Genomic DNA, 23,480 nt, shown 5'->3' with positions numbered 1-23,480 from the left:
AATGAGATAACGTGTCGGAGAATCAACGCATTGCCCAAGAAGTCATTCATGCCATCGGGGGCAAAGAGAATATCGCATCTTTTGCACATTGTGCAACTCGTCTTCGCATTATGGTGAAAGATAAAGAGAAGATTGATCAGAAAACAGTCGAGAATATCGAGAAGGTTAAAGGCGCCTTTTTCAACTCAGGTCAATATCAGATTATCTTCGGTACGGGAACGGTGAATCGAATCTTTGAAGAGGTCGAGAAGCTGGGAATCGAAGGATCATCCAAGGAAGATGTGAAGAGTCAAGGGAAAAAAGAAGGCAACGCTTTTCAACGGGCTATCCGCACGTTTGGTGATGTATTCGTACCCATTATTCCCGTACTGGTAGCTACAGGCCTGTTCATGGGATTGCGCGGATTACTTACCCAGAATGAAATTCTGGCGTTGTTCGGTGCAACACCTGATGATATCTCGGCCAACTTCCTGTTATTCACTCAGATCCTGACGGATACGGCATTTGCATTCCTGCCTGCACTTGTAGCGTGGTCGGCATTCCGCGTATTCGGCGGAAGTCCGGTTTTGGGTATCGTATTAGGGTTAATGCTGGTCAATCCGGCACTACCCAATGCTTATGCGGTGGCAGATGGATCAGCAGAGCCGCTGCATATGTTCGGCTTTATACCTGTCGTGGGTTATCAGGGATCTGTTCTGCCTGCATTCTTCGTTGGTTTGATTGGAGCCAAGTTCGAGAAGGTTCTGAGAAGACGAGTGCCTGAGGCACTGGATTTAATTCTGACGCCTTTTATTACGTTAACAGTCATGATTACGCTCGGACTCTTCGCGATTGGCCCAGTGTTCCATTCTCTTGAAGAGTGGGTTCTGCATGGAACAACTGCCGTATTGGATCTTCCCTTCGGAATCGCAGGTATCATCATTGGTTTCTTCCATCAGATTATTGTGGTTACCGGTGTGCATCATATCTTCAATTTCCTGGAGATTCAACTACTGGAAAAGACGGGATTCAATCCGTTCAACGCTATCATTACCTGTGCCATGGCAGCACAAGGAGCGGCTTGTCTTGCAGTCGGTCTGAAGACCAAAAATACCAAACTCAAAGCACTGGCATTGCCTTCGTCCTTATCCGCATTTCTGGGAATTACCGAGCCAGCTATCTTTGGTGTTAACTTGCGCTATATGAAACCATTTATTATGGGACTGGTTGGTGGTGGAGTAGGTGGTTTTATCGCTTCCTTGTTCCATCTGCAAGGTACAGGCATGGCTGTAACGGTTATTCCGGGAACATTGCTCTATCTGAACAGTCAACTGCCGTTGTACATTTTATCCAACGTGGTTGCCATGGCGATTGCATTTGCACTTACCTGGTTCTTCGGGTACAAAGATCAACCAGTTGCAGAGGAATCGGTGAGCCACGCCAATAGTGGAATGTCTTCAAATGAAGTTGACACTCTGAATACTAATTCACAAGTCGATTCAACGAGTAACGTCATTACAAGCAATCGTCCTAAGGTAGAGCTGCTCGAAATAGCCTCGCCGATGAACGGAACTATTGTTGCTCTGGAGCAGGTTCCTGATCCGGCGTTCTCGGAAAAACACATGGGTGAGGGGATCGCCATTGAGCCATCAGAAGGCAAGGTGTATGCACCGTTTGATGGTGTCATTGCGCATGTGATGAATAAGAGTAAACATGCGGTGATTCTGGAGCATGAAACAGGTGTACAGATGCTGGTTCATATTGGAATTAATACGGTTGGACTGAAAGGTAACGGCTTTACCGCGCATGTGAATAGCGGAGATCGTGTAACTGCAGGACAATTGTTGATTGAATTTGACATGGATGTTATTCAGGCAGCTGGTCTGCCTTTGATTACACCCGTGTTGATCCCAAGTGGAAATGAAGCAATTGCGACTGTTACAGCAACGTCAACAGGTCGTGTTCAAGCCAATGGGGAAGCGGTACTGGTAGTGAAATTTACTGAGCCACAATAGTGGCATGTAAAGCGGGAAACGGTAGAGATGTATCTCTCCCGTTTCCCTTTTTTTGTGTACGCCATAAGAAATCAAAGAAACGGTTATCCAATCGACGCCCTATGAAAAAACAAACGTCAATCGTGATCCTACAGACCAGCGTGCCGTTTCAGTCGCTCTGCAATCTGCATTAGATCTTCCGCGGATATCCCTGGCGCAAATTCTTCCGGCAGATCAGGCAGCTCAGGTACTGGCCCTCCATAACCCGGCAAGCCGGCAAAAGCCTCCAGTTTACCGCCATCGGTTGGGTGTACTCCTTTCCAGATCTGGGCAATGCCCTGATAATCTTTGTCACTAAATGTGTACAGTCTGCGATGTTCTCCCATCGCTTCCCACTTACGTGTCGTTTCAAAAGCTTTGTTATCCAGTCGCGGAATAGGAAACATTTTTGTTACATCAACACCCGTTGCAATTTCCAGTGCCTTGGCATACGCAAGAACGTGCACACCGCCACGTACAAGCAGATAACCTGTCATTTCTCGAGCTGTTTTGTTGTCCGTCATTTCGTAGACTCTCATTTTGTGGGTCCTTGCGCCGCATTCAAGAAAGAAATTATGTAGCAGATCGAAGATCAGATTGCCACTGCTCACGACATATGAACCATTCCAGGGTCTTCCCATGGAGTCATAAGGGAGTGCTGTCTGAGCAGATTCAATAAAATGTGAAGTCATCCGTGCATCCTTACCAACACGCAGTGGCGTGGAGTCTGGAGCACCTGGCGATGTAGTACCTTCAAGCATGAGATTAATCGTATTGGCGACAAGTTCAACATGGCCGAATTCTTCAGCGGTAATACTTGCAACAATGTCATAAAAAGGACGCAGCTTGGATCTGCCTCTGAAATTGAATGATTGAAACATATAGTTGTTCAATGTTGACATTTCCCCGAACTTTCCACCGAGCAACTCCTGAACTGCACTAGCTCCATTAGGATCCGGATTATTCGATATGGGTAGTTCGATGGCAAGACGGTCTACACGTTTAAACATGATATTTCCCCCTCAGTCCTCGTTAGTGTAAAGGTATGAAGGGCCACTTGTACGTTATTCTTCGATAATGTATGAAACAAAAACGTTCTGCCAGAGCTTTAAGCTCTGAGCAGAACGTTAGATGAGTTCTTAATTGGAAGCTACACCAACAACGCTGGTTCCATTTTTCGTGATTTTGTACGTAATCACATCACCGTTCCAGAAATGGAACTTAAGCGTGACTTCGCCATCATTGGTTTCATTGAAGAAGTTAGGTTTCAGCTCAATCACATTACGATCGTAATCTGGGCTGAATGTGTAGGAGAACTCTTTGAACGAAGTCCAATTCTGTGGACCGGCGTTCTCTCCGTTTGCATATGTTGCTTCCATCGTGGCCAGCTGGTTACCGTTAAACGTAGTCGGAATGGCAAATGCACTGGTTGTACCCGTTGCATCGTTCAACTTAGGCGTGTCATATTTAATGATATTGAAGTTCCAGTCAGCACCTTCGTTGAATCCAGCTGTGAGTGTAGCATTTACGCCCAAATCACCAGAGGCTGTCAATTTGTTTAACAGATTGGATTTTAACGTAAGTACATCTTTTTTGATCGTATAGTCTTTACCTCTTACAAGAGGGGTAGTGCCATTTTTCAAAGATTTGAATTTGTTTCCATTCAGATTGAGCTTTACCTTCTTATCTTGAATGGCTTCATTTTGTTTAAGATATACGAGGTCCGTTTCGGCTGTGGATGAGCGACCTGTCCAGCTGGCTTTCATGGTATCAAATAGTTCCTGATCAGACCAAGTAAAGCTTGTGCGACCGAAGTGCTGTCCGTTGTCCCATAACATCGTTGTCATCTGTTTTTGACGCAGATATTGTCCAACAAATTCGAAGAATTTCAGTTTTTCCCCTTGTTCAATGACACCTGTGTGCTGGTCAAAACCAAGTAAGCCATACTCACCGACGATAACCGGAATGCCCTTGGCTGTGAAGGCATTGTATACCCGATCGAATGTATCGGTAACGTCCTTCTGTACTTCATCGTTATACTTGGTGTAACCTGCAATGTTCACACTGAATGGCCAGAACCCGTAGTAGTGAACGGTTGCAATAATATTGGTGTCATTCAATTTTTGAATGGTCTTATTCAGTTCATCCAAATCAGGTTGAGCGGAAGAGGTATGCATCGTCGGAAGCACAAGTGGACGTGTCTCGTTGTTTCCACCCGAAGTTCTTACGATCTTGTGAAAAGAAGTATTCAACTCGTCCAGCATACGGTACCCAATAGCCGCATCCGTTGTGCCGCCTTCGGAGAAGCGGGGTTCGTTAACACTTTCGAACATGAGCTTATCGGATGCATCCTTGAACTTGTCCGCGATCTGAGTCCAAGCAGAGTTATAACGAGCAAGCACGTTGTCATGGTCTTTCTCCATGTAACTGATCCAGCGCCAGGAATCATGGTGAAGATTGATCATGACATAGAGATCCGCATCGAGTGCCCAGTCCACAACTTCCTGAACCCGGTTCATGTAAGCGGAATCAATTGTGTAGTCGGGTGCGTCACCGATGTGGGCTTCCCAGGTCACAGGGATACGAATACTGTTGTAGCCCTCATCTGCGATCGATTGAATCAGTTCCTTCGTAATGCGCGGGTTGCCCCAAGCAGTCTCATCTTCACCAACGGCGTCCAGAGAGTTACCCAGATTCCAGCCTGGCTCCATGGCGTTCACGTAGGCTTGCATTTTGCTTGGAGCAGCTGGTGCATCGGCCTGTTCGCTGTTGTCAGTTGCAGCGGAAGCCATAGCTGAGGAGAACAGAGATAGAATCATGGCAGTCACAAGCGTAAGAGAAAGGACTGATTTACGGTTTTTTTTCATCAATATAGTCTCCTTCAAATATAAAATGGTTGAACTTGAATAGCGGTTAAGCAGGGTGAAAATAGAGCTCAACGCAAACCGAAATTTACTTGTTTAGTACTGGAATCACCACCGATTTATGTACTGAAAGCGTTTTCGTAATTTACTATATCATGATTTAATATTGGACAATACCTGCATAATTGGAATAGAAGTCATGTGAAAATCAGTGATTTCGTCATATTAATAGATTTTGTAGTGAGCGTTTATTTCATTGGAAATGAAAATTATATGGTTGCTTTTTAACATGTCATACAGGATGAACCTGATCTTCAATATGTATTAAGAGAAGACTTTCAGCGGGGGATTTCCTTGCTTAGCCGCAGAACCGAATGCGTACTGTAAACTTTCAGGGATAGTGACGGAAGCAGACTGGGCAAATTGGACTTCAAAGGATTTCACACCCTATCTGAATATCGCCATAGAGCCTTTATTAATGCGGAACGGTTAATGTTCGGGTCCGGATCAACAGATGATTCTTGGCGGCATGCGCTGCGTTCTAACAAATATCGTAGTGGGCAATCCATAGCTAAACCGGTTTCAAGAAGTTGACAACTGTTCTGATTCTTGCTAAAGTTTTATCCAATCCGCATAATCATGATCTGGGAATGTTACCGATATGGGCATAACCTGAGCTGGCTTGTTTACACAATTTCGTGTATCCAGGCTGGTTCGGGTTTTTTGTATTTAAGCTGAACAAACGATTTTACACGGGACGACTGCGCGGCCAGAACAATCTTCCAATCGCTGTTATCCCCAGATTTTAGAATCCCTTTCTAAAAGGGGGAATCCGGTGATAAATGCGAGTTTATGCTTACGAAGTAGCTTTCCATTGAAAGCTTGTAGCTCCGCTTCTCCAGATTTTTTCTGTCCTCTCCGTTTATGTGTAATTGTCTGTAGTTCAACTTAAATATTTTGTCTTTTTAATATTTCTTAGGATTTGAGCGGATAGTTGAATTACATATATTGGAAGGAGAATGATGATGACGAATTTTAAATTTCCTAATGATTTTCTGTGGGGTGGAGCGATTGCTGCCAATCAGGCGGAGGGCGCGTATCTGGAAGATGGCAAAGGGCTGAGTATCGTTGACTTGCTTCCGACAGGAGAGAACCGCAGAAGTATTATGAAAGGTAATGTTCCGGCTTTTACGCCGCTCGCTACCGAGTTCTATCCTTCACATGAAGCGATTGACTTCTATCACCGTTACCCCGAAGATATTGCTCTATTTGCAGAAATGGGATTCAAAGCACTGCGTGTCTCGATTGCCTGGGCACGGATTTTCCCGACTGGAGAAGATGTACAGCCGAATGAAGCCGGATTACAATTTTACGATAACCTTTTTGATGAATTGTTGAAAAACGGTATTGAACCTGTGGTTACATTGGCTCACTTTGATGTGCCTGTGCATCTGATCGAGAAGTATGGCAGCTGGAGAAGTCGTGAACTGGTAACACTATTCGAGACGTACGCTACAACGGTATTCACTCGGTACAAAGACAAGGTGAAATACTGGATGACATTCAATGAAATCAACATGCTGCTACATCTTCCGTTCCTTGGGGCGGGGCTGGCGTTCAATGAAGGGGATAACATCAAGGAGATTCAATATCAGGCTGCTCACCACCAACTGGTTGCAAGTGCACTTGCAGTCAAGGCATGTCATGAGATTATTCCTAGTGCCATGATTGGGTGTATGCTCGCCGCAGGAAGCTTCTATCCGTATACCTGTAATCCGGAAGATGTGTTCCAGGGCATGGAAAAAGATAGAGAGTCCTATTTCTTCATCGATGTGCAGTCACGTGGGGAATATCCTGGTTACGCCAAACGTTTCTTCAAGGACCACGAATTGAACATCGTTATGCAGCCGGGTGATGCAGAAATCTTGAAGAATCATACGGTAGATTATATTGGTTTCAGCTACTATTCAAGTCGTACAACCAGTACCGATCCGGAAGTTATCAAAAATATGACAAGCGGTAATGTATTTGGATCGGTAGCGAATCCATATCTGGCGAAGTCCGAATGGGGTTGGACGATTGATCCTAAAGGGTTCCGTATCACCGCCAATCAACTGCATGACCGTTATCAGAAGCCGCTGTTTGTCGTTGAGAATGGATTTGGTGCCAATGACGTGGTTACCCCGGAAGGTGAAGTGGATGATGCGTACCGGATTGATTACTTGAAACGGCATGTAGCTGAAATGGGTGAGGCCATTCAGGATGGGGTGAACATCATTGGTTACACCAGCTGGGGACCTATTGATATTGTGAGTGCTTCCTCTGGTGAGATGAGAAAACGCTATGGCTACATTTACGTGGATCGTAATAATGAAGGTCATGGTGAACTGACACGATTGAAGAAGAAGAGTTTTGAGTGGTACAAAAATGTGATCGAATCTAACGGAACCAACCTGGGCGACGCGTAGTCTTCAGGGCAAAATGGATTAGTTCTGATTTCGAGCAATCGGAAGAACCGTGAATTCACGGCACTTCCGATTGTCCACACATTGAAAGCGTTGACATATAGTCAGGTTCGCGCTATACTTGACGCAATTATATCGTTTCTGGGATTGTTACTACACGACGTAGGCAAAACCTAAGCACCAAAAAAACAGACCACCATGTCTTGTTTATTTTGTGATGCTTCAGGTTTTTTTTGTATGCCCATAAGACGATGTATAACTGCCAAGAGAGTGGAACGTGACGGGGGGATTGAAGTGAAAATAGCAAAGGTTATCAACAATAACGTCATTAGCATCTATCAGGCGGATGGAGCAGAGCTTGTGGTGATGGGGCGTGGGATTGCCTTTAAGAAAAAGCCGGGGGATAAAGTAGACGAGACCCGCATCCAGAAAGTATTTGCACTGAAAAACAAACAAACATCCGATAATTTCAAAATGCTGCTACGCGAAGTTCCGATGGAACTGATTGAAATTGTGGAAGAGATCATCACGTATGCACGTGAGAATCTGGGCCGAAAATTAAATGAGAACATCTATGTATCTCTTACGGACCATATTAACTTCGCGATTGAACGCTATCGGGAAGGTGTGGAGATCAAGAACGCATTAATGTGGGAGATCAAGCAGTTGTACAAGCCCGAATTCGCACTGGGCCTGAAGACGCTGGAACAGATCAACACCCGCATGAATATTGAGCTTCCACCAGATGAAGCCGCTTATATTGCCCTGCATATTGTCAACGCAGAGATGAACGAAGAAGTCATTACGACGATGAATATTACGAAGTTTATCCAGCAGATTATTAATATAGCGAAGTATCATTTTAAAATGGAATTTGACGAGGAATCACTCAGTTATTTTCGCTTTATCACACATCTGAAGTTTTTCTCCCAGCGAGTGCTCAGTGGAACTCACTATGACAACAACTATGATCATTTCTATGACATGATTAAGGAGAAACATCCGGATGCCGCAGCGTGTACGGAGAAAATAGAGTTGTTTGTCAAAAAGGAATATAACCACGAGCTGACTAATGAAGAAAAGTTGTATCTAACCGTTCATATCGAACGAGTAGTCAATCGATAATATTTAAATGTTGACAAAAATGGTTTAATTATAATAATATGTGATTAACAGGAATTGAATACGATTTAACTGGGATTGTTACTGGTTACGCAGGCAAAACCTAAGTCATGAGAAGGTCAGGACCATTGTGTCCCCTCACTCAAGGCTTAGGTTTTTTGCGTGCAAAAAAATCGGTAAAGAGCCTGTTTGAGAAAAAGTGGGGGTGCAGATTATGAGTCAAGAGAAACTGGCCAAAGAGATTGTAGAACTGGTTGGCGGTGAGAAAAATGTGGAATCGCTGGTTCATTGTGCGACACGGTTACGGTTTGTATTGAAGGACGATGCGAAGGCAGATAAAGCCAAATTGGAGAAAACAGAAGGTGTTATCGCAGTCAAAGAAAATGGGGGACAGTTCCAGGTTGTTGTTGGTAACAAGGTGCCTGAGGTCTATAGTGCCATTGGGCAGATCAGTAACATTCTGGACGATTCATCAGAGAAAGAAAAACCTCGCAAAGCAGCCAAAGGATTTGGGGGCATTATTGATGTCATATCCAGCATATTTGCACCGCTCCTTGGTGTTATGGCAGGAGCCGGTATTCTTAAAGGGTTATTGTTGATTGCAAGCAATATCGGATGGCTGGAAACGACCGAAACAACATATAAAATCCTGTATGCAGCAGCGGATAGTCTCTTTTACTTCCTGCCGCTGTTGTTAGCGGTTACAACAGCTCGCAAATTCCAGGGGAATATGTTTGTAGCGATGACGATAGCGGGTGCATTAATCTATCCTTCCATCATTACGCTAAAAGCAGAGGGAACACCCACGGATTTCTTCGGTATTCCTGTAATCCTGATGAACTATTCGTCTACGGTTATTCCGATTATTTTAGCTGTAATCGTAATGAGTAAATTGGAAAAAATCTTCAACAAGGCTCTTCACGATAGTGTGAAAAACTTTGTTACACCGTTGTTCCTGCTAGTGATCATGGTACCTTTGACACTGCTCGTATTCGGACCATTCGGTGTATACGTTGGTAATGGAATTGCAGCCGGTCTCGTTGCTGCGTTTGGATTCAGTCCATTGCTCGCAGGGGCAGTGATGGGTGCCAGCTGGCAGTTGCTCGTTATCTTCGGAGTTCACTGGGGTCTGATTCCTGTATTTATCAACAACGTTGCTGTGTATGGACAGGACGGGGTTAAACCAGCTGCAACGGCTTCGATCTTTGCCCAAACGGGTGCAGCTTTTGGGGTTATGCTAAAAACCAAGAACAAAAAACTGAAAACATTGGCGGGATCATCCACATTGACAGCATTGTTCGGTATCACTGAACCGGCCATCTATGGGGTAACATTACCACTGAAACGTCCTTTCATCGCAGGAGTTATCGGTGGTGCAGCTGGTGGAGCTATTATTGGACAAGCGGGCACATTGGCATTCGCATCTGGCGCACCGGGGTTGCTGACCTTGCCGATCTTCTACGGACCAGGTGGACAAGGCTTCCCTGGATTGATTCTGGGTATCGTAGTATCGTTCGTCGTTTCTGCTGTACTGACGTACATCATGGGCTTCAAAGATCCGGTCGAAGAAGAAACAAAAACCGAACCTACTGCATCCGCCGAGCAACCTGTTCGTGCAACGAATGCTTCAGACGAAGTTGTATTTAGCCCAATCCAAGGAACAATTGTGGAATTGTCGGAAGTTCCAGATCCAGCGTTTGCATCCGGAGCGATGGGTAAAGGGATTGCGATTGAGCCAGCAGTGGGCAGAGTGGTAGCGCCTTTTGACGGTACAGTTACGGTTGCATTCAAGAAAAAACATGCCTTGGCTGTTGTATCAGACACCGGTGCTGAGATATTGGTTCACGTTGGCGTAGATACGGTCAAGTTGGACGGGCAGCATTTTGTCTCCCATATCAAAGAAGGTGATCGGGTTCAAGCGGGGGATCTGTTGCTGGAATTCGATATTGCACAGATTAAGGCCGCCGGTTATCATACGGTGACACCTATTATTGTTACCAATTCAGCCAACTACGAAGAAGTGATTCCGCAGGCTAAAGGGCAAGTTAATAGCCAAGAGCTTCTATTGAAATTAAGTAGTGGGAATGGTCAGGAACAAAAGTAGATTGATGTACTAATCCGATGCTGTCATATTTTCATCGTTCCGTTGACATGGTGGAATTGGAAAATTATAATTAGGATTGTGCATCTATAATGATAATGAAAGGTGGATTATTGAACATGACACATGCGATGAGACTGCGTTTTCTTCCTTTGAATCGGTAATTGCATACGTTCAAAGGCTCTGACCTCTGGTTCAGAGTAAACGGGATCAGTCTGTCATTTTCAATCATCCTGACCTTAAAATAAGTGTTATACTCGTTTTCCCGTTTACGTTGAATCACAGGCCGTGGCCTGTGATTCTTTGTTTTTCTTATGACTATCTTAATTAGGTAAAGGCGTTCAATACAGACTACTGCTGGAGGTACCGCTATGATGACGTTACTGTTCTATTGATACGAGCTGGCACGATAAGCTCGTATCGATAGAAGCGTGCTTCGCTATCGATACGAAATAAATCTTATTTCGGAGGTAGCGAATATGGAAAAGATATGTTTTGAATTAAAACAGGTTGAGATGACCTATATGGATAAAGCAGTACTGAATATTGAGCGACTGGCTGTTCATCAACTGGATCGTATCGGTGTAGTAGGTGGGAATGGTCAGGGTAAAAGTACGTTATTGAAACTCATTGCGGGACAGATTCAGCCAACCGCTGGAAAGGTAAAACGTTACGCAGAGTTCGGCTATCTGGAACAAGTTGAACCACCCCAGCCTAATGGACATCTGGAAGTTGACGGGGCTTTACTGAGTAAATTAGCCATACCTCAACACGACCAGCAATGGAGTGGCGGCGAACAAACCCGTCTAAAACTCGCTCAAATGTTCACTCATTATCACGAAGTATTGTTGCTGGATGAACCAACAACACATCTGGATCAGGAGGGCATTGCATTCCTACTGGATGAATTGCGCTATTACTATGGGGCAATTGTGCTGATTAGTCATGATCGTGCGGTACTGGATGAGCTGGTAACCACGATCTGGGAAATTAATCAGGGAGAGGTTCGTGTATATTCCGGCAATTACAGTGACTATCAGGCACAGAAGAGGCTTGAGCGTGAACAGCAGAACCAGGCCCATGAACAATTCTCCAAGGAGAAAAGACGATTGGAACTGGCCGCCAGGGAAAAGATGAAAAAAGCTGAAAAAATAACGCAGGCCGGAAGCATGTCCAAAAAAGAATCAAAGGCAAAAGCAAATCGTATGGTTGAAACAAAATCCAAAGGCACCAGTCAAAAAGCAGTGCACCGCGCAGCCAAAGCGATTGAACAGCGTATGCAACAACTTCACGAGGTGAAAGCGGTGCAAGAGGATCGGCCTATCATCTTCCGTCAGCCAAAGACACTGGAGCTGCACAATCGCTTTCCGATTATGGCAGATCGTCTTACACTTGAGGTAGAAGGCCACGTATTGTTGGAGGATGTAAGTTTTCAGGTTCCATTAAAGCAAAAAATAGCGATAACCGGAGCCAATGGCAGTGGGAAAAGCACATTGCTTAACCATGTTTTCCATGTCGGAGATCAGATCACTATGTCTCCAAAAGCAAAACTTGGTTATTTTCAGCAAATGAGCTATCGTTTCACGACGAAAGAGACCGTATTACAATTCCTGAAGAATCGTTCGGAATATGAGGAATCAGAGCTCAGAAGTGCGTTGCACGCGATGCAATTCTCAGGTAACGACCTGCTGAAGAATGTTGGGACATTAAGCGGTGGAGAAGCGATTCGTCTTCAACTATGTCACTTGTTTCTGGGCCAATACAATATTCTTTTGTTGGATGAACCAACCAATTTTCTTGATATGCATGCACTGGAAGCGTTGGAGCGTTTTATCAAGGCGTATGAGGGAACAATTCTGTATGTATCTCATGATCAGACGTTTATTGAAAATACAGCAGATCAACAATTTCAGATTTCAGATCAGCGATTGCTTCAGGTGACTATATAAGTTGAACTAAAGAATATTTACACTGAACACTCCGATGACAGAACAACCTTCCGATCGCTGTTATCCCCAGATTTTTTTGATTCCTTTTATAAAAGGGGCAAATCCGGGGATAAAGGCGAGTTTATGCTTACGAAGTAGCTTTCCACAGAAAGCTTTTAGCTCCGCTTCTTCAGGTTCTTTCTGTCCTCTCCGTTTTGTGTAAATGTTATTTCAATTTATATAGAAAATAAATCTATAGAGGAAGAGAAGTAACAAAAACAGCCAAAGTGATTTTGGCTGTTTTTGTTTGAGAATATGGAGGCTCTTGATCTAATAGTATATGTAGATTCATTAAGAATCGACTTTTACAATCGTTGAATGCATGTTACCGGTGAGGCGTTGAGGCGGGAAAACCATGCGTACTGGCGCAATGATGATCGCAGCAAATACAGCTTTGATCAGATCACCTATAATGTAAGGATAGAACCCTTGAATCATAGCCTCAGGAAGGTCCATTTTGTATGCATAGGCAAGCCAAGGGACCCCGGATACATACACGAGGAGTGAACCAAATAGTTCAAATACAACAAAAGCGAGAATGAATCCTGTGACACCTCTGATATTGATTCGTGCAAGCAGCAGTCCAATTAATAATGCGGAGATTGGCCACATCATCACATATCCTCCGGTAGGTCCGAGTAGTACCGCAAGTCCTCCGGTCCCGTGCAGCAAGGGGAATCCAAGAGCGGTGAGCAGAACAACCATCGTGACACTTAGAAAACCATAGAGTGGACCAAGTAATCCTCCGGCCAGCATGACAGCCAAAGTTTGTAATGTTATCGGTACAGGGGAGAAGCCAATGGGAATACTTATGTAACCAAAAAGTACTAAAATTGCGGCCATAAGTGCGCTGAATACAATGCCTCGCAAAGATAATTTCATGTTTGAACAATCCTCTCGATTTTGATAATATGATTGTTAACCAATTCGAAATATATGGTTAACGATTAGGATCGTACCACATAACCATAGAAAGGGAAAGGACTAATTTACGATGCAAGGCAACCTGCCAATAATGATATTAGAAGATGCTAGAGTTCACTATGCTTCCGAAGCCGGTCAAGTGAGAAAAGCACTGGATGGAGTCTCACTCACGTTACACCAAGGAGAGTGGGTAAGTATTGTAGGCGCGAACGGGAGTGGAAAAAGTACGCTTGCCGGACTGCTAATCGGATTTACGCCGCTATCGGGAGGGGTACGAAATATCTCGGATGAACTTATCATTCGGGGTGTATTGCAGCAACCGGATGCTCAGGTACTGGGGGATACGATTGAAGAGGAGTTTCATTTTGCGCTGTCACCATTGATGGATTCTGTAGAAGAGCAATTGGACAACAGGCAGGACGCATTACATACCGTAGGACTTCAATATCCCCCGGAGATGGCCATCTCACAATTATCCGGCGGACAGAAACAGCTGCTTAACATTGCCGTAGCGCTCGCGGCCAAGCCGGATGTCTTGATTCTGGATGAGCCGACAGCCATGCTTGATCCGGAAGCAAGAGACCGCATCGAGACCATCGTTCAGAAGATCACCCAGCGGGGGACGACGGTAATCTGGATTACACATCATCTGGAAGAAGCAACGCTGTGTGATCGAATTATTGCTATTGAAAGGGGACGTTGTGTCTACAACGGGGTGCCTGAGTCCTTTTATTATGAAAAAGAGACGAATGAGAAGATTACCCGGGAAAATGTACAGTTATCCCCCTGTGAACAGTTAGGGTTGGACCCTCCTTTTACTGTAAAAACTGCGTTATTGCTCAAGCAAAAAGGCATGCTGCCAGAAGCTATGCCACTGCGACCCGAGCAACTGGCTAAGGAGGTCGCACGTTGGAGATCCAATTAACCAATATACGTATAGAAGCATCCGAACAGAGAAAACGCGCATTGCTCGAAGATGTTACGGTACAGTTGAACAGCGGGGAGATTACCTTACTAATAGGCTGTACGGGTTCGGGGAAAACAACACTATTACAGACGCTGGCTGGCTTGAAACTTCCTGATGCAGGAAGTATTACACTGGATGGCACGCCTTTCTGGCGAGAAGGGAAAGTGCCGCAGTCGATTTTATTGCAGATGGGGCTGGTATTTCAATTCCCGGAACAACAATTGTTTGCCCGGAGCATTCAGCGTGAATTCACATATTCTTTGCGTCCATATCGACTTTCGGAGAGCCAGCAACAAGAGCAGATTGCGAAAGCACTTAACCAATGGGATCCACCGGTATCCCCGGAGATGGAACGGCGATTTCAGCTGGACAGGTCGCCATTTGCACTAAGTGGGGGAGAGAAGCGCAGGCTTGGACTTGCACTCGGAAGTGTGACCAATCCACACTGGCTTCTGCTGGATGAGCCGAGCGCTGGGTTGGAAGCGCAAAGTGTCGGACTGTTGCTGAATGCAATAGAGCAACATCGTCTGGCGGGCGGTGGGGTCGTGGTTGCAACCCATGATCTGGATACCTTCTTGCCTTGTGCTGATCGGGTATTGTTGTTACAGGAAGGTCGTCTAATCGCTAATCTCACGCCGAGACAACTTCACGAAAGTCCTGAACTGCTGGAGCAGACAGGGATCGGATTGCCACCTTCCATGCGACTGGCACAGCAGTTCAGAACTGCAGGTATTGATTTACCTTTTACCGCGATGACGCCAGAGGAGATGGCAGCAAGCATTGTTCAGTCCAAGTCAGTTGAAGTACAGATTCAAAACGAATCGAAAGAAGCATCAGGGACAATAACGATGGAAGTCAAGAGCGATGCAATGAAGTATGAAAAAGGAGCACCGATGCTATCGTCCATTAAAACGGAAGATGATCCGAAGATTCTTCCGAACACCTTGACTCATTCGGGTGGATTATATGGCGTGATGGACCCGCGTCTGAAGTGGATTTTGTATATTTTACTGGTTACCGCCGCGATGCTTCAACAGCGCTGGCTGGGATTGACGTTAACATTGGTGCCAGTTGTTGCGGCACTTGCTATTCTTCCTCGTCAGACTTTGGCTGGATGCCTAAAGTTAATGAAACCACTGTTATTCTTTTTCCTCATATCAACGGCGTTATCTGGAACAACCCTTTCAACAGAGGGAGGAGGATTGCACTTTGGCTTTTCCCTGGTACAAGCGGAGGGCACTTTGCTGAATGTGTATCGTTTGTTTATCGTCACGTTGGCAAGTCTGTGGTTTTCACTGACGACGCCTTATGGGCGAATGGTAGAAGGGTTGAACTGGGTACTCGGTATCGGTAAAAAAATCAGGCTTCCCGTAGCTTCGTTTGCACTTGCTGTATCGTTAATCTTTCGTTTTATCCCGATGATCTGGAGTGAGTGGCAGCGATTCTCGCTGATCGTACGGGCACGTGGGAAGGCGGCTTTAAGACCAAACACTGTGCGGATTCGTGACCTGGGTCCGATGGTTATCCCCTTGTTAATGGCACTGTTCCAACGTGCAGAGGATATGACCATTGCGATGGAAATGCGTAAAGTTAGAGAGAATTCCTTGCTTGGAGCACGCTCTTCGTTATTGATATGGTCCAAACGAGATACCTGGATTAGCATGGCTGGTCTCATTGGTTTTGTACTATTAGTATGGATTCGCCAACTATGATGGCGATGATTAACGTGCTGATCAGGTGATGGATCAGAAGCTTAAACGCAGTGTTTTCCAATAATCATGCATAATTTCGTAAGTGCTCGCTCACAATAAGTGTGCGTTGATCATCTGGAATGGACTAGGAGGGACGAACGATGAAAGATAAGTTTTTGCGTGAAGAACGGCGAGAATATACTGATGTGTCTACGGTGGAATCGCAACGAAACGACATCACACTGGAAGAATTCCCGGAGGGTCCTTACGGTTCATCTCTTCTATCCGAGTCTCTTGGGAAGAGTTCTCCATGGCGGGTGGATCAACGATCTGCACACCGGTTTGATTATGAGAATCATGAGCTTCACGAGGGAGAAGTGCGGGATTATCCGGGTCAGGATGTATTCGATGAAACGGTTCCGGATAACGTGACCAAGCCTCAATATACGGAAGAGTCGTAAATGACATATGGATATAAAGTAGAGTATAGCCTCCGACAGGATTGTCCTGTTCGGGGGCTATTTTCGTTGAGATAGTTTGAAAACAAAATTCCTCTAATACCACATTACGGGTTATTATATTTGTAGCTAACAGTAAAAAATTGGTTGGTTATGCGGAGGGTTCGGAATGAGAGAAATCGATTATAGTCAATATTTCTGGCAGGATGACAAGGTTAGATTGCGTGCTTTACTTGAGGAAGATTGGGAAGATCATTATTATAACCGCTTTGATACACCCGCCCGTCGGTTATTAGAGTGTGCAGTAGAGTTGCCGCCAACCCATGTTGAAGCGAAGAGTTTCACGGAAAACTTCTCTGATTTTTCTTTAGCCAAAGAACGGATCATGTTCACGATTGAGAATATGGATGGTGAGAATGTCGGAGGTGTGAATCTGAACAGCATCGATGAAAGAAACGGTACCTTTAGCATTGGCATTCAAATTGACAGAGATCATCGAGGAAAAGGGTACGGAACCAGAGCCGTTCGGATCTTGCTGAACTATGCTTTTTTCGAGCGCAGGCTCCATAAATTCAATGATTATGTGCTCGAAGGAAATGAACCTTCCGCAGCCATGATGCGAAAGCTAGGATGTGCTCAGGAAGGCGTTCGTCGCCAGGTGATCTATACCGAGGGTAGATATCAGGATCTGATCCTGTTTGGATTAACCAAAGACGAGTTTATGGTTAAAGAAGGGCTTGTTTGAGTTCATTATAAAAAAGATCGTTAGGGTGCTCGAGGTCTGCCAATGTTAGTTGGATAAATGGTAATGTGCATTAGGTGGAAGGTGAAAATACTACAATAATATCAAAATCTGAGGTGATCGTGTGGATAGAGTAATACCCGATCCAACATGGAAAAGGTTGGGTTTTTCTGAACAGCCTGATTTTCATACATCAGGTCAGGGTGTGGGGATTGTAATTATTGATTCAATTAAGCCACATCATCTCATAAATGACTTAAACACTCGAATCAAATGTGTTGTCGTGCATCAAAATATGACTGTCACTATGCGAGACATATCATCTATGACTGGGGAAGAGGATAATCGGAAAGGTGAGCATGGCCTTATGAGTGTGCTGGCTTTGGCCCATAAGCCTATTCTATTAGAGGAACAGATTCATGTCGGGATTGCATCAGCGGCAACATATATCATTCTTGACCATGGGGCATTTACAGCTGGAGAGGGAGATCGTCTGAAAAAAGGAATGGAATGGATTCTTGAACATAGGGTTGAATGGAATATAAAAATCATTCTAAGCACTGGTTGGCAGGCATCAGATAATGAAGTTTATCTTAAAAATACGAGTGAAAACTCAACGGTTAAAGCATTGGCGACAGCTGTGCAACATGGTATTTTGGTTATTTGTTCGAATGGAAATACACGTTTAAATAACATCATGCCGCCAATACAGTATTTAGCAGTAGGGGGCTACGCTGATTATGGAAAGGCTGATCGTTCATCACATGTTCCTTTCCCGGATGAGCCTTATGGCAGAAATGGAGATGGTCACTTTAGGCCAGATATATTAGCTCCCAGACTACATCTTACAATCCCATACTATGAAACTGAAGATCCTGGTCATAACGTATCTTATTATGGGGGAACATCTGGAGCTGCTGCGCTTGTAGCTGGTGTTGCAGCCCAATTGTTCTCCCAATTTCCGAGTCTAAGTTCCGAAATGCTGAAACACGTATTAGTCGAGCATGGAGAACCGCTTGAGGGTCATGATAATTTGGCTCCTCGAATTAACGTTGAGAATACAATTCGTTATTTGAACATGGCAGATAAGCCAAGATACATACCAAAAAAATTACCCATGATAAGTATTCAAAATCAAAATCCCTATAGCGCAATTCATTCAATGGATGAAATTGAAAGAGCGCTCTCTTTAACTGTTTTAGTCGAAAGCGATGAATTATCACGTGAAGAGTTATGGAGTTTCACTAAGGATTCATCCGCTATTGTTCGTAAAATTGCAGTATCTACCCTCGGTGAACCGATGAACGAACAAGAGCGGCAGCTGTATTGGGTATGCTTAACGAATGAAACAGAAGGGGGTGTGCGTGGATGGTATATGCATGGATTACTGCAAAATGCTCCAAAGGAGGAAATACACAATTGGATAAACTGGTCAACAGATATTAACTGGTCGGTTCGATGGTGTGTTAGCGAATATTTGGCTCAATATCCAGAGTGTTTTCCCCAACTTGAAAAAACCCAAGATCCTGACGCTATACATATCAAGGCATTGCCGTTAAAGCAATGGTACATGGCTCTTTAATAATGTAACGTAAATCAGTATGTGGAGGCAACCTAATGAAACAAACCAATTCAAACGATGAATAAATCATCGACTGCAAGGATATTTATTTGCGCGAGTATCGACTTGAGGATTTGGAGAAATTGCAGGGAATTACGTGGCAACCCGAGGTGTATGAGTTCCTACCAGGATGGAACGCTACGATTGAAGAGAGAACCCTTTGGCTCGCCGATTATGAGATCCCTGAGAATCAGAAGTTTAAACAAGCTGTTTTGGCGGGAGGGGATATCGGAGAGTTATACTTGCGTATGGCTATCGTACTCAAAGAAAGTGATGAGTTCATAGGATGGTGCTGCTCAGGGATCAAGGACGAACTGCCAGCACCCAATCGGGAGATTATGTACGGTATTTCCAAGCATTTCAGAAATCGTGGTTACACAACGCAGGCACTCAAAGGAATGACGGATTATTTATTTGAACATACGAACATTGAGCTGCTGAATGCCATCGCTTTGATTACCAATCAAGCATCCAATAAGGTCATACAGAAATGTAATTTTGAACTTTTAAATAGAATAGAAATTGAGAATGAACCCTATAACCATTACCAATTGTATAAGCATCAAGGTCGTTCTTAATATAACAAAGCCCCAGAGAGAATGGCTTATAATATCAAATTTTCGGATCAGGTTATACAGTTATACTGCTGCCTGATTTCTTTGTTTTGTTTAAAAGCTGTTGAGGAAACATCCTCTGAGTTGTGCTTTTTTTACATGAGCTTTAAAAGTGTAGTATTTAGGACAAGTATATATTAATAATTTTCTCCGCGATAATAGCGCTCCAGTTTGTTATCCAAATGAACAAGCTGTGCTTTTTTCTCCTCGATATCATTCAGCAACTTTTGCTTTTGATCTTCAATCCGTTGGGTTCTTTCCTTCAGAGTGGAGGTTCCCTCGTTTACCTGATCATAGTATTTTTTGATGTCTTCCACACTCATCCCGGTTTCGCGAAGGCATTTGATAAAAACCAGCCACTTCAGATCCTCCTCGGAATAAAGACGGTTATTCTGCTCACTTCGTGCAGAGGGTTTCAACAGTCCCTTCCTTTCGTAAAAGCGGATCGCTCCAATCGAGACCTCGACTTTTTTTGCTACTTCTCCAATGGTTAACATGTTAAGCCCCTTTTATAAAAAAGATTTGACCTACACTAAGTGTAGCATAGTAACTTAAACATTGTTAAATATAAATCAAATTATGGAAAGAAGGATTTGCATGAAAAAGATTGTCTTTGTAACCGGAGCAAATAAAGGAATTGGATTCGAAATCGTAAAGCAGTTAGGTGAAGCAGGATGGAAAGTTATCCTTGGCGCACGCAGTGTCGAACGGGGTGAAGCAGCTGTTTCCGAGTTAACTTCCCGAGGATTAGACGTAGAATTTTTACAAATCGACATGAGTGACTTGAAAAGCATCGAGCAGGCAGCCGATACGATTAACAAGACTTATCCCACAATAAACCTTCTGATCAATAACGCTGGTATGCCAGGTGCTTTCTCACATTCATTTACGGCTACCCAAGAGGAAGATCTGCGGAACGCCTTTGAAGTCAATTTTTTCGGTACCTTCCGTTTGAATCAGCGATTATTCCCGTTAATCAAAGATAATGAAGGCACAATCATTAATGTATCGACCGACATGGCTTCTCTGGATCATATGCAAAATGCGGAATTTACTTTGAACGCCTTCGACTATAACTCATCCAAAACGGCCAATAGTGCCATGACACTTTCGATGGCTTATGAAGTGAAAAACAGCAGGGCTCAAGTCTTTGCGGTAACACCTGGATTCACATCAACAGATCTTAACGGCAATGCCGAAGGCGGTAAATCAAAAGAAGCTGGAGCTGCGATTATCGTGGGCTATGCGACAGATGGTAAACGTCATAACGGGGAGTTCCTGGATGAGCATGGCCTGTACCCTTGGTAATCCAACGTTGCCAAAAGCAACCGATAGATCGAGATGAATATAGAGCATAATGCGCTTCAATAAAACGTCACAGATTCGTTAGCTTGAAACCCATTGGGCTAGCCACCCACCAATCGGATGCTGCTAAATTGAATCCCCCTTTCATTTCTAGTTCGAAATGAAAGGGGGATTCGTCATGCAATGAAAAGAGGAATTAAGATGAAAAGCAACGCTTGAAGAGCTTACGTGAGCCTACGCTCAGCTTAGACACCACCCTTATACAGAGGCATCAAAATTATAAATTCCGTTCCCAAGCCTGCTTCACTTCGCACCGTAATTTCCCCACCATACGACTCCACAATCGAGCGGGTAATGGCTAGACCAAGACCTGCGCCACCTTGTTTTCTCGAACGGGAACTGCTTGTGCGGTAAAATCGTTCAAAGATATGGGGCAGATGTTCAGGTTCAATGCCTGTTCCGTTATCTTTCACAGATAATTCAGCCTTATGGTGCGTGGCATACAACGTTATGGAGATGGCTCCATGCTCTGGATTGGTGTGCTGCACCGCATTATGGAACAGATTCAACACAACCTGCTTCAGCTTGTAAGGGTCAGCCAGTACATGGACTTCAGCCGTCAGATCGAGATGAATGGATCTTCGCTGAGCCATCATGGTAAGCTGTGATTGCATTTCAAGTAGTAAATTGTCCAGTTGAATGACCTCTCGTTCCTGCTTTGGAGCTTGATCCAGTTTGGTCAGGAGCAGTAAATCTTCAACCAGCTTGTTAATTCGTATCGATTCGCCGTGCATGCTGTCCAGCGCTTTATATAGTTGATCTTGATTGGTCGCTGCACCCCGCTGTAGAACTTCGATAAAGCCATGAATGGAGGTAAGGGGGGTGCGCAGTTCATGGGAAGCATCGGATAAGAAACGTTGCATCTGCTCTTTCGATTCCCGCTCCGCTTCAAAAGAGTTCTCCAGCCTTTCAAGCATGCCATTGAATGAGAGTGCGAGCTGATCCACTTCCTCCTGTCCCTGAACGACGGGAAGGCGTTCTGCGAGACTTCCTGCATCGATCTGCTGTACTTTATTTACCATGTTAGACAGGGGAACCAGTGTCCGGCGCAGCACCTTGGTATACAGAATAAGACCGGCTACCATGGCCAGAAGCGATAACATGAGGAAGATGAGAAGCTGTTTAATAATCAGATCTCTCAGTGGCTTCGTAGCCGTACCCATCTGGACCATGGGTAAGCCCCGATTGCGTGGACCAGGTGAGGCGAAGACAATCAATTGCTCATTACCTTGGCTGTCCGTTACGATCCGGTAGGGAATATGTTTTTGTTCTTTTAGCTGTTCTGTGATGTCCTGATATTCAATGGTTGAGAGATGAGGGGCGTTCAGACCATCTTCTCCAAAAACATCCTCAAACGTACCTTGGTTATCAAACAGAGCCAGTGAACGGTCAGGAATAAACAACACCCGATTGCCAGACCCGTTTCCTGCCTGTCCACCGAAAGGATTGTTGGAAGAGCCACTACGTGACTGGATTCCGAGCCAAACCGGGGGCATGGACATGAGCTGTTCCTCCATGGTTTTTGCCTGGTTCCGGTAGAGAAAGCTTTCCATGATCCAGAATTGCAGAATACCAATTAACAATAACAGCCCGGCAAGCACGAACAGGGAACGTGAGAGCAATTGAGAACGCAGGGAACGCGGCCAGATCCATTGCTGAAGACATTCTAAACGAAGTTTATTTTTCTTGAACAGCGAACTCATCAGAGATCCACCCTGTACCCGACACCCCGAAGTGTGCGAATGAGTCTGTGCTCTTTATCCCCGAGTTTGTCACGCAAGGAGCGAACGTATACCTCTACAATATTTTCTTCCCCTCCAAAATCATACCCCCACACCCGGCTCAGAATGGTCGCTTTGCTGAGTACAATTCCATGATTAAGCACTATAAATTTTAGCAGTTCGTATTCGGTTGGAGACAGCTCCAGAACCTGATCCTGATAAGTGATCTCTTTGCGCTGATCATCAATTCGGAATGGACCATGAGTGACGGCTCCTATTAATAAAGGAAATTGATTGCGCAGTCTGGCCTGAATTCGGGCGAGTAACTCGTCGAAGGCAAAGGGCTTGATCATGTAATCGTCAGCACCTAGCCACAGACCTTTAACCCGATTCTCGACTTCGTCCTTCGCTGTCAGCATAATTACGCCAACCTGGGCTCCGGTCTTACGCAGACCCTCGACCACTTCGAATCCATCCATCTCTGGCATCATGACATCCAGAATAGCCATATGCGGCTTGAATTCAAGTGCCAACTCTAGTGCAGCTGCTCCATCCGGTGCGGTGCGCACATCGAATCCTTCATTACTTAATCCCAGCTCCAGAAATTGCAAAATATGTGGTTCATCATCAGCCAAAAGTATTTTAATTCCGCTGCTAAGCTTCATAATGTGCGTTCCCTCCTTGCTTGAATCCATCTAAATTTCTCCCTCAATTCGGAGGGACGGTATGTAGTATTATCGCTGACCAAACTGAAATTTAGCTGAAAGGATTGTGAATTATCCTCAGACAACATTCAGCGGGCACTCATCCCAGCTTTATTTTGGC

18 protein-coding genes are annotated in these 23,480 nt (G+C 44.6%); 12 read left to right on the top strand and 6 right to left on the bottom strand.

All coding sequences use genetic code 11. The features are described 5' to 3' along the window. The first annotated feature begins 11 nt into the window (after positions 1–11). The gene (locus AC4G47_RS17480; protein WP_491102006.1) at positions 12–1,994 is read left to right on the top strand and encodes a sucrose-specific PTS transporter subunit IIBC; all 1,983 of its coding nucleotides are present in this window, start codon (positions 12–14) and stop codon (positions 1,992–1,994) included. 128 nt (positions 1,995–2,122) lie between these two features. Here AC4G47_RS17480 and AC4G47_RS17475 read toward each other — a convergent pair whose 3' ends face one another. Both AC4G47_RS17475 and AC4G47_RS17470 read right to left on the bottom strand, forming a co-directional pair. Further along, a complete protein-coding gene (locus AC4G47_RS17475; protein WP_491102005.1) occupies positions 2,123–3,022 on the bottom strand; it encodes a manganese catalase family protein in 900 nt (299 codons plus the stop codon). A gap of 129 nt (positions 3,023–3,151) precedes the next feature. Further along, positions 3,152–4,882 (bottom strand): cellulase family glycosylhydrolase, encoded by a 1,731-nt coding sequence (locus AC4G47_RS17470; protein WP_491102004.1) that lies wholly within the window; start codon positions 4,880–4,882, stop codon positions 3,152–3,154. Between the two features lie 1,019 nt (positions 4,883–5,901). On the opposite strand from AC4G47_RS17470, the gene AC4G47_RS17465 reads away from it, so the two are divergent. The 4 genes from AC4G47_RS17465 (at position 5,902) to AC4G47_RS17450 (ending at position 12,513) form a co-directional block, all read left to right on the top strand. After that, positions 5,902–7,344, top strand: a complete 1,443-nt coding sequence (locus tag AC4G47_RS17465) for a 6-phospho-beta-glucosidase (RefSeq protein WP_491102003.1) — start codon at positions 5,902–5,904, stop codon at positions 7,342–7,344. Positions 7,345–7,635: 291 nt separating this feature from the next. Then, positions 7,636–8,466, top strand: a complete 831-nt coding sequence (gene licT / locus AC4G47_RS17460; RefSeq protein WP_458126682.1) for a BglG family transcription antiterminator LicT — start codon at positions 7,636–7,638, stop codon at positions 8,464–8,466. A 211-nt stretch (positions 8,467–8,677) separates the two neighbouring features. Then, positions 8,678–10,567 (top strand): beta-glucoside-specific PTS transporter subunit IIABC, encoded by a 1,890-nt coding sequence (locus AC4G47_RS17455; RefSeq protein WP_491102002.1) that lies wholly within the window; start codon positions 8,678–8,680, stop codon positions 10,565–10,567. 476 nt (positions 10,568–11,043) lie between these two features. After that, on the top strand, positions 11,044–12,513 hold the full coding sequence (locus AC4G47_RS17450; protein ID WP_491102001.1) for an Msr family ABC-F type ribosomal protection protein: 1,470 nt from the start codon (positions 11,044–11,046) through the stop codon (positions 12,511–12,513). Between the two features lie 330 nt (positions 12,514–12,843). On the opposite strand, the gene AC4G47_RS17445 is transcribed toward AC4G47_RS17450, so the two are convergent. Then, entirely contained in the window at positions 12,844–13,434 is a 591-nt protein-coding gene (locus AC4G47_RS17445) for a biotin transporter BioY (protein WP_491102000.1), read from the bottom strand. 133 nt (positions 13,435–13,567) lie between these two features. On the opposite strand from AC4G47_RS17445, the gene AC4G47_RS17440 reads away from it, so the two are divergent. From AC4G47_RS17440 to AC4G47_RS17415, 6 genes are all read left to right on the top strand, one after another. Further along, positions 13,568–14,401, top strand: coding sequence for an ATP-binding cassette domain-containing protein (locus AC4G47_RS17440; protein ID WP_491101999.1), 834 nt, complete (start codon positions 13,568–13,570; stop codon positions 14,399–14,401). Then, complete coding sequence (locus AC4G47_RS17435) at positions 14,386–16,155, top strand: ATP-binding cassette domain-containing protein (RefSeq protein ID WP_491101998.1); 1,770 nt, start codon at positions 14,386–14,388, stop codon at positions 16,153–16,155. The genes AC4G47_RS17440 and AC4G47_RS17435 overlap by 16 nt, the downstream gene beginning before the upstream one ends. Before the next feature lie 140 nt (positions 16,156–16,295). Next, positions 16,296–16,595, top strand: coding sequence for a hypothetical protein (locus AC4G47_RS17430; protein WP_458126688.1), 300 nt, complete (start codon positions 16,296–16,298; stop codon positions 16,593–16,595). Positions 16,596–16,761: 166 nt separating this feature from the next. Further along, positions 16,762–17,337 (top strand): GNAT family N-acetyltransferase, encoded by a 576-nt coding sequence (locus AC4G47_RS17425; protein WP_491101997.1) that lies wholly within the window; start codon positions 16,762–16,764, stop codon positions 17,335–17,337. Positions 17,338–17,458: 121 nt separating this feature from the next. Then, positions 17,459–18,916: a S8 family serine peptidase gene (locus tag AC4G47_RS17420; protein WP_491101996.1), complete on the top strand. Its 1,458-nt coding sequence runs from the start codon at positions 17,459–17,461 to the stop codon at positions 18,914–18,916. An 89-nt stretch (positions 18,917–19,005) separates the two neighbouring features. After that, positions 19,006–19,533 (top strand): GNAT family N-acetyltransferase, encoded by a 528-nt coding sequence (locus tag AC4G47_RS17415; protein ID WP_491101995.1) that lies wholly within the window; start codon positions 19,006–19,008, stop codon positions 19,531–19,533. Positions 19,534–19,706: 173 nt separating this feature from the next. Here the strand turns inward: AC4G47_RS17415 and AC4G47_RS17410 are convergent, their stop codons facing one another. Next, positions 19,707–20,066: a MerR family transcriptional regulator gene (locus tag AC4G47_RS17410; RefSeq protein WP_491101994.1), complete on the bottom strand. Its 360-nt coding sequence runs from the start codon at positions 20,064–20,066 to the stop codon at positions 19,707–19,709. A 100-nt stretch (positions 20,067–20,166) separates the two neighbouring features. On the opposite strand from AC4G47_RS17410, the gene AC4G47_RS17405 reads away from it, so the two are divergent. Next, on the top strand, positions 20,167–20,877 hold the full coding sequence (locus AC4G47_RS17405; RefSeq protein ID WP_491101993.1) for an SDR family NAD(P)-dependent oxidoreductase: 711 nt from the start codon (positions 20,167–20,169) through the stop codon (positions 20,875–20,877). Positions 20,878–21,119: 242 nt separating this feature from the next. Here AC4G47_RS17405 and AC4G47_RS17400 read toward each other — a convergent pair whose 3' ends face one another. Continuing rightward, complete coding sequence (locus AC4G47_RS17400) at positions 21,120–22,637, bottom strand: sensor histidine kinase (RefSeq protein ID WP_491101992.1); 1,518 nt, start codon at positions 22,635–22,637, stop codon at positions 21,120–21,122. Beyond that, positions 22,637–23,320, bottom strand: a complete 684-nt coding sequence (locus AC4G47_RS17395) for a response regulator transcription factor (RefSeq protein ID WP_491106734.1) — start codon at positions 23,318–23,320, stop codon at positions 22,637–22,639. The genes AC4G47_RS17400 and AC4G47_RS17395 overlap by 1 nt, the downstream gene beginning before the upstream one ends. Positions 23,321–23,480: the final 160 nt, after the last annotated feature.

This window comes from Paenibacillus sp. Negev47, assembly GCF_058313655.1.
Note: the sequence above shows the minus strand (reverse complement) of the source record. Positions and strands in the feature narration are given on the sequence as shown.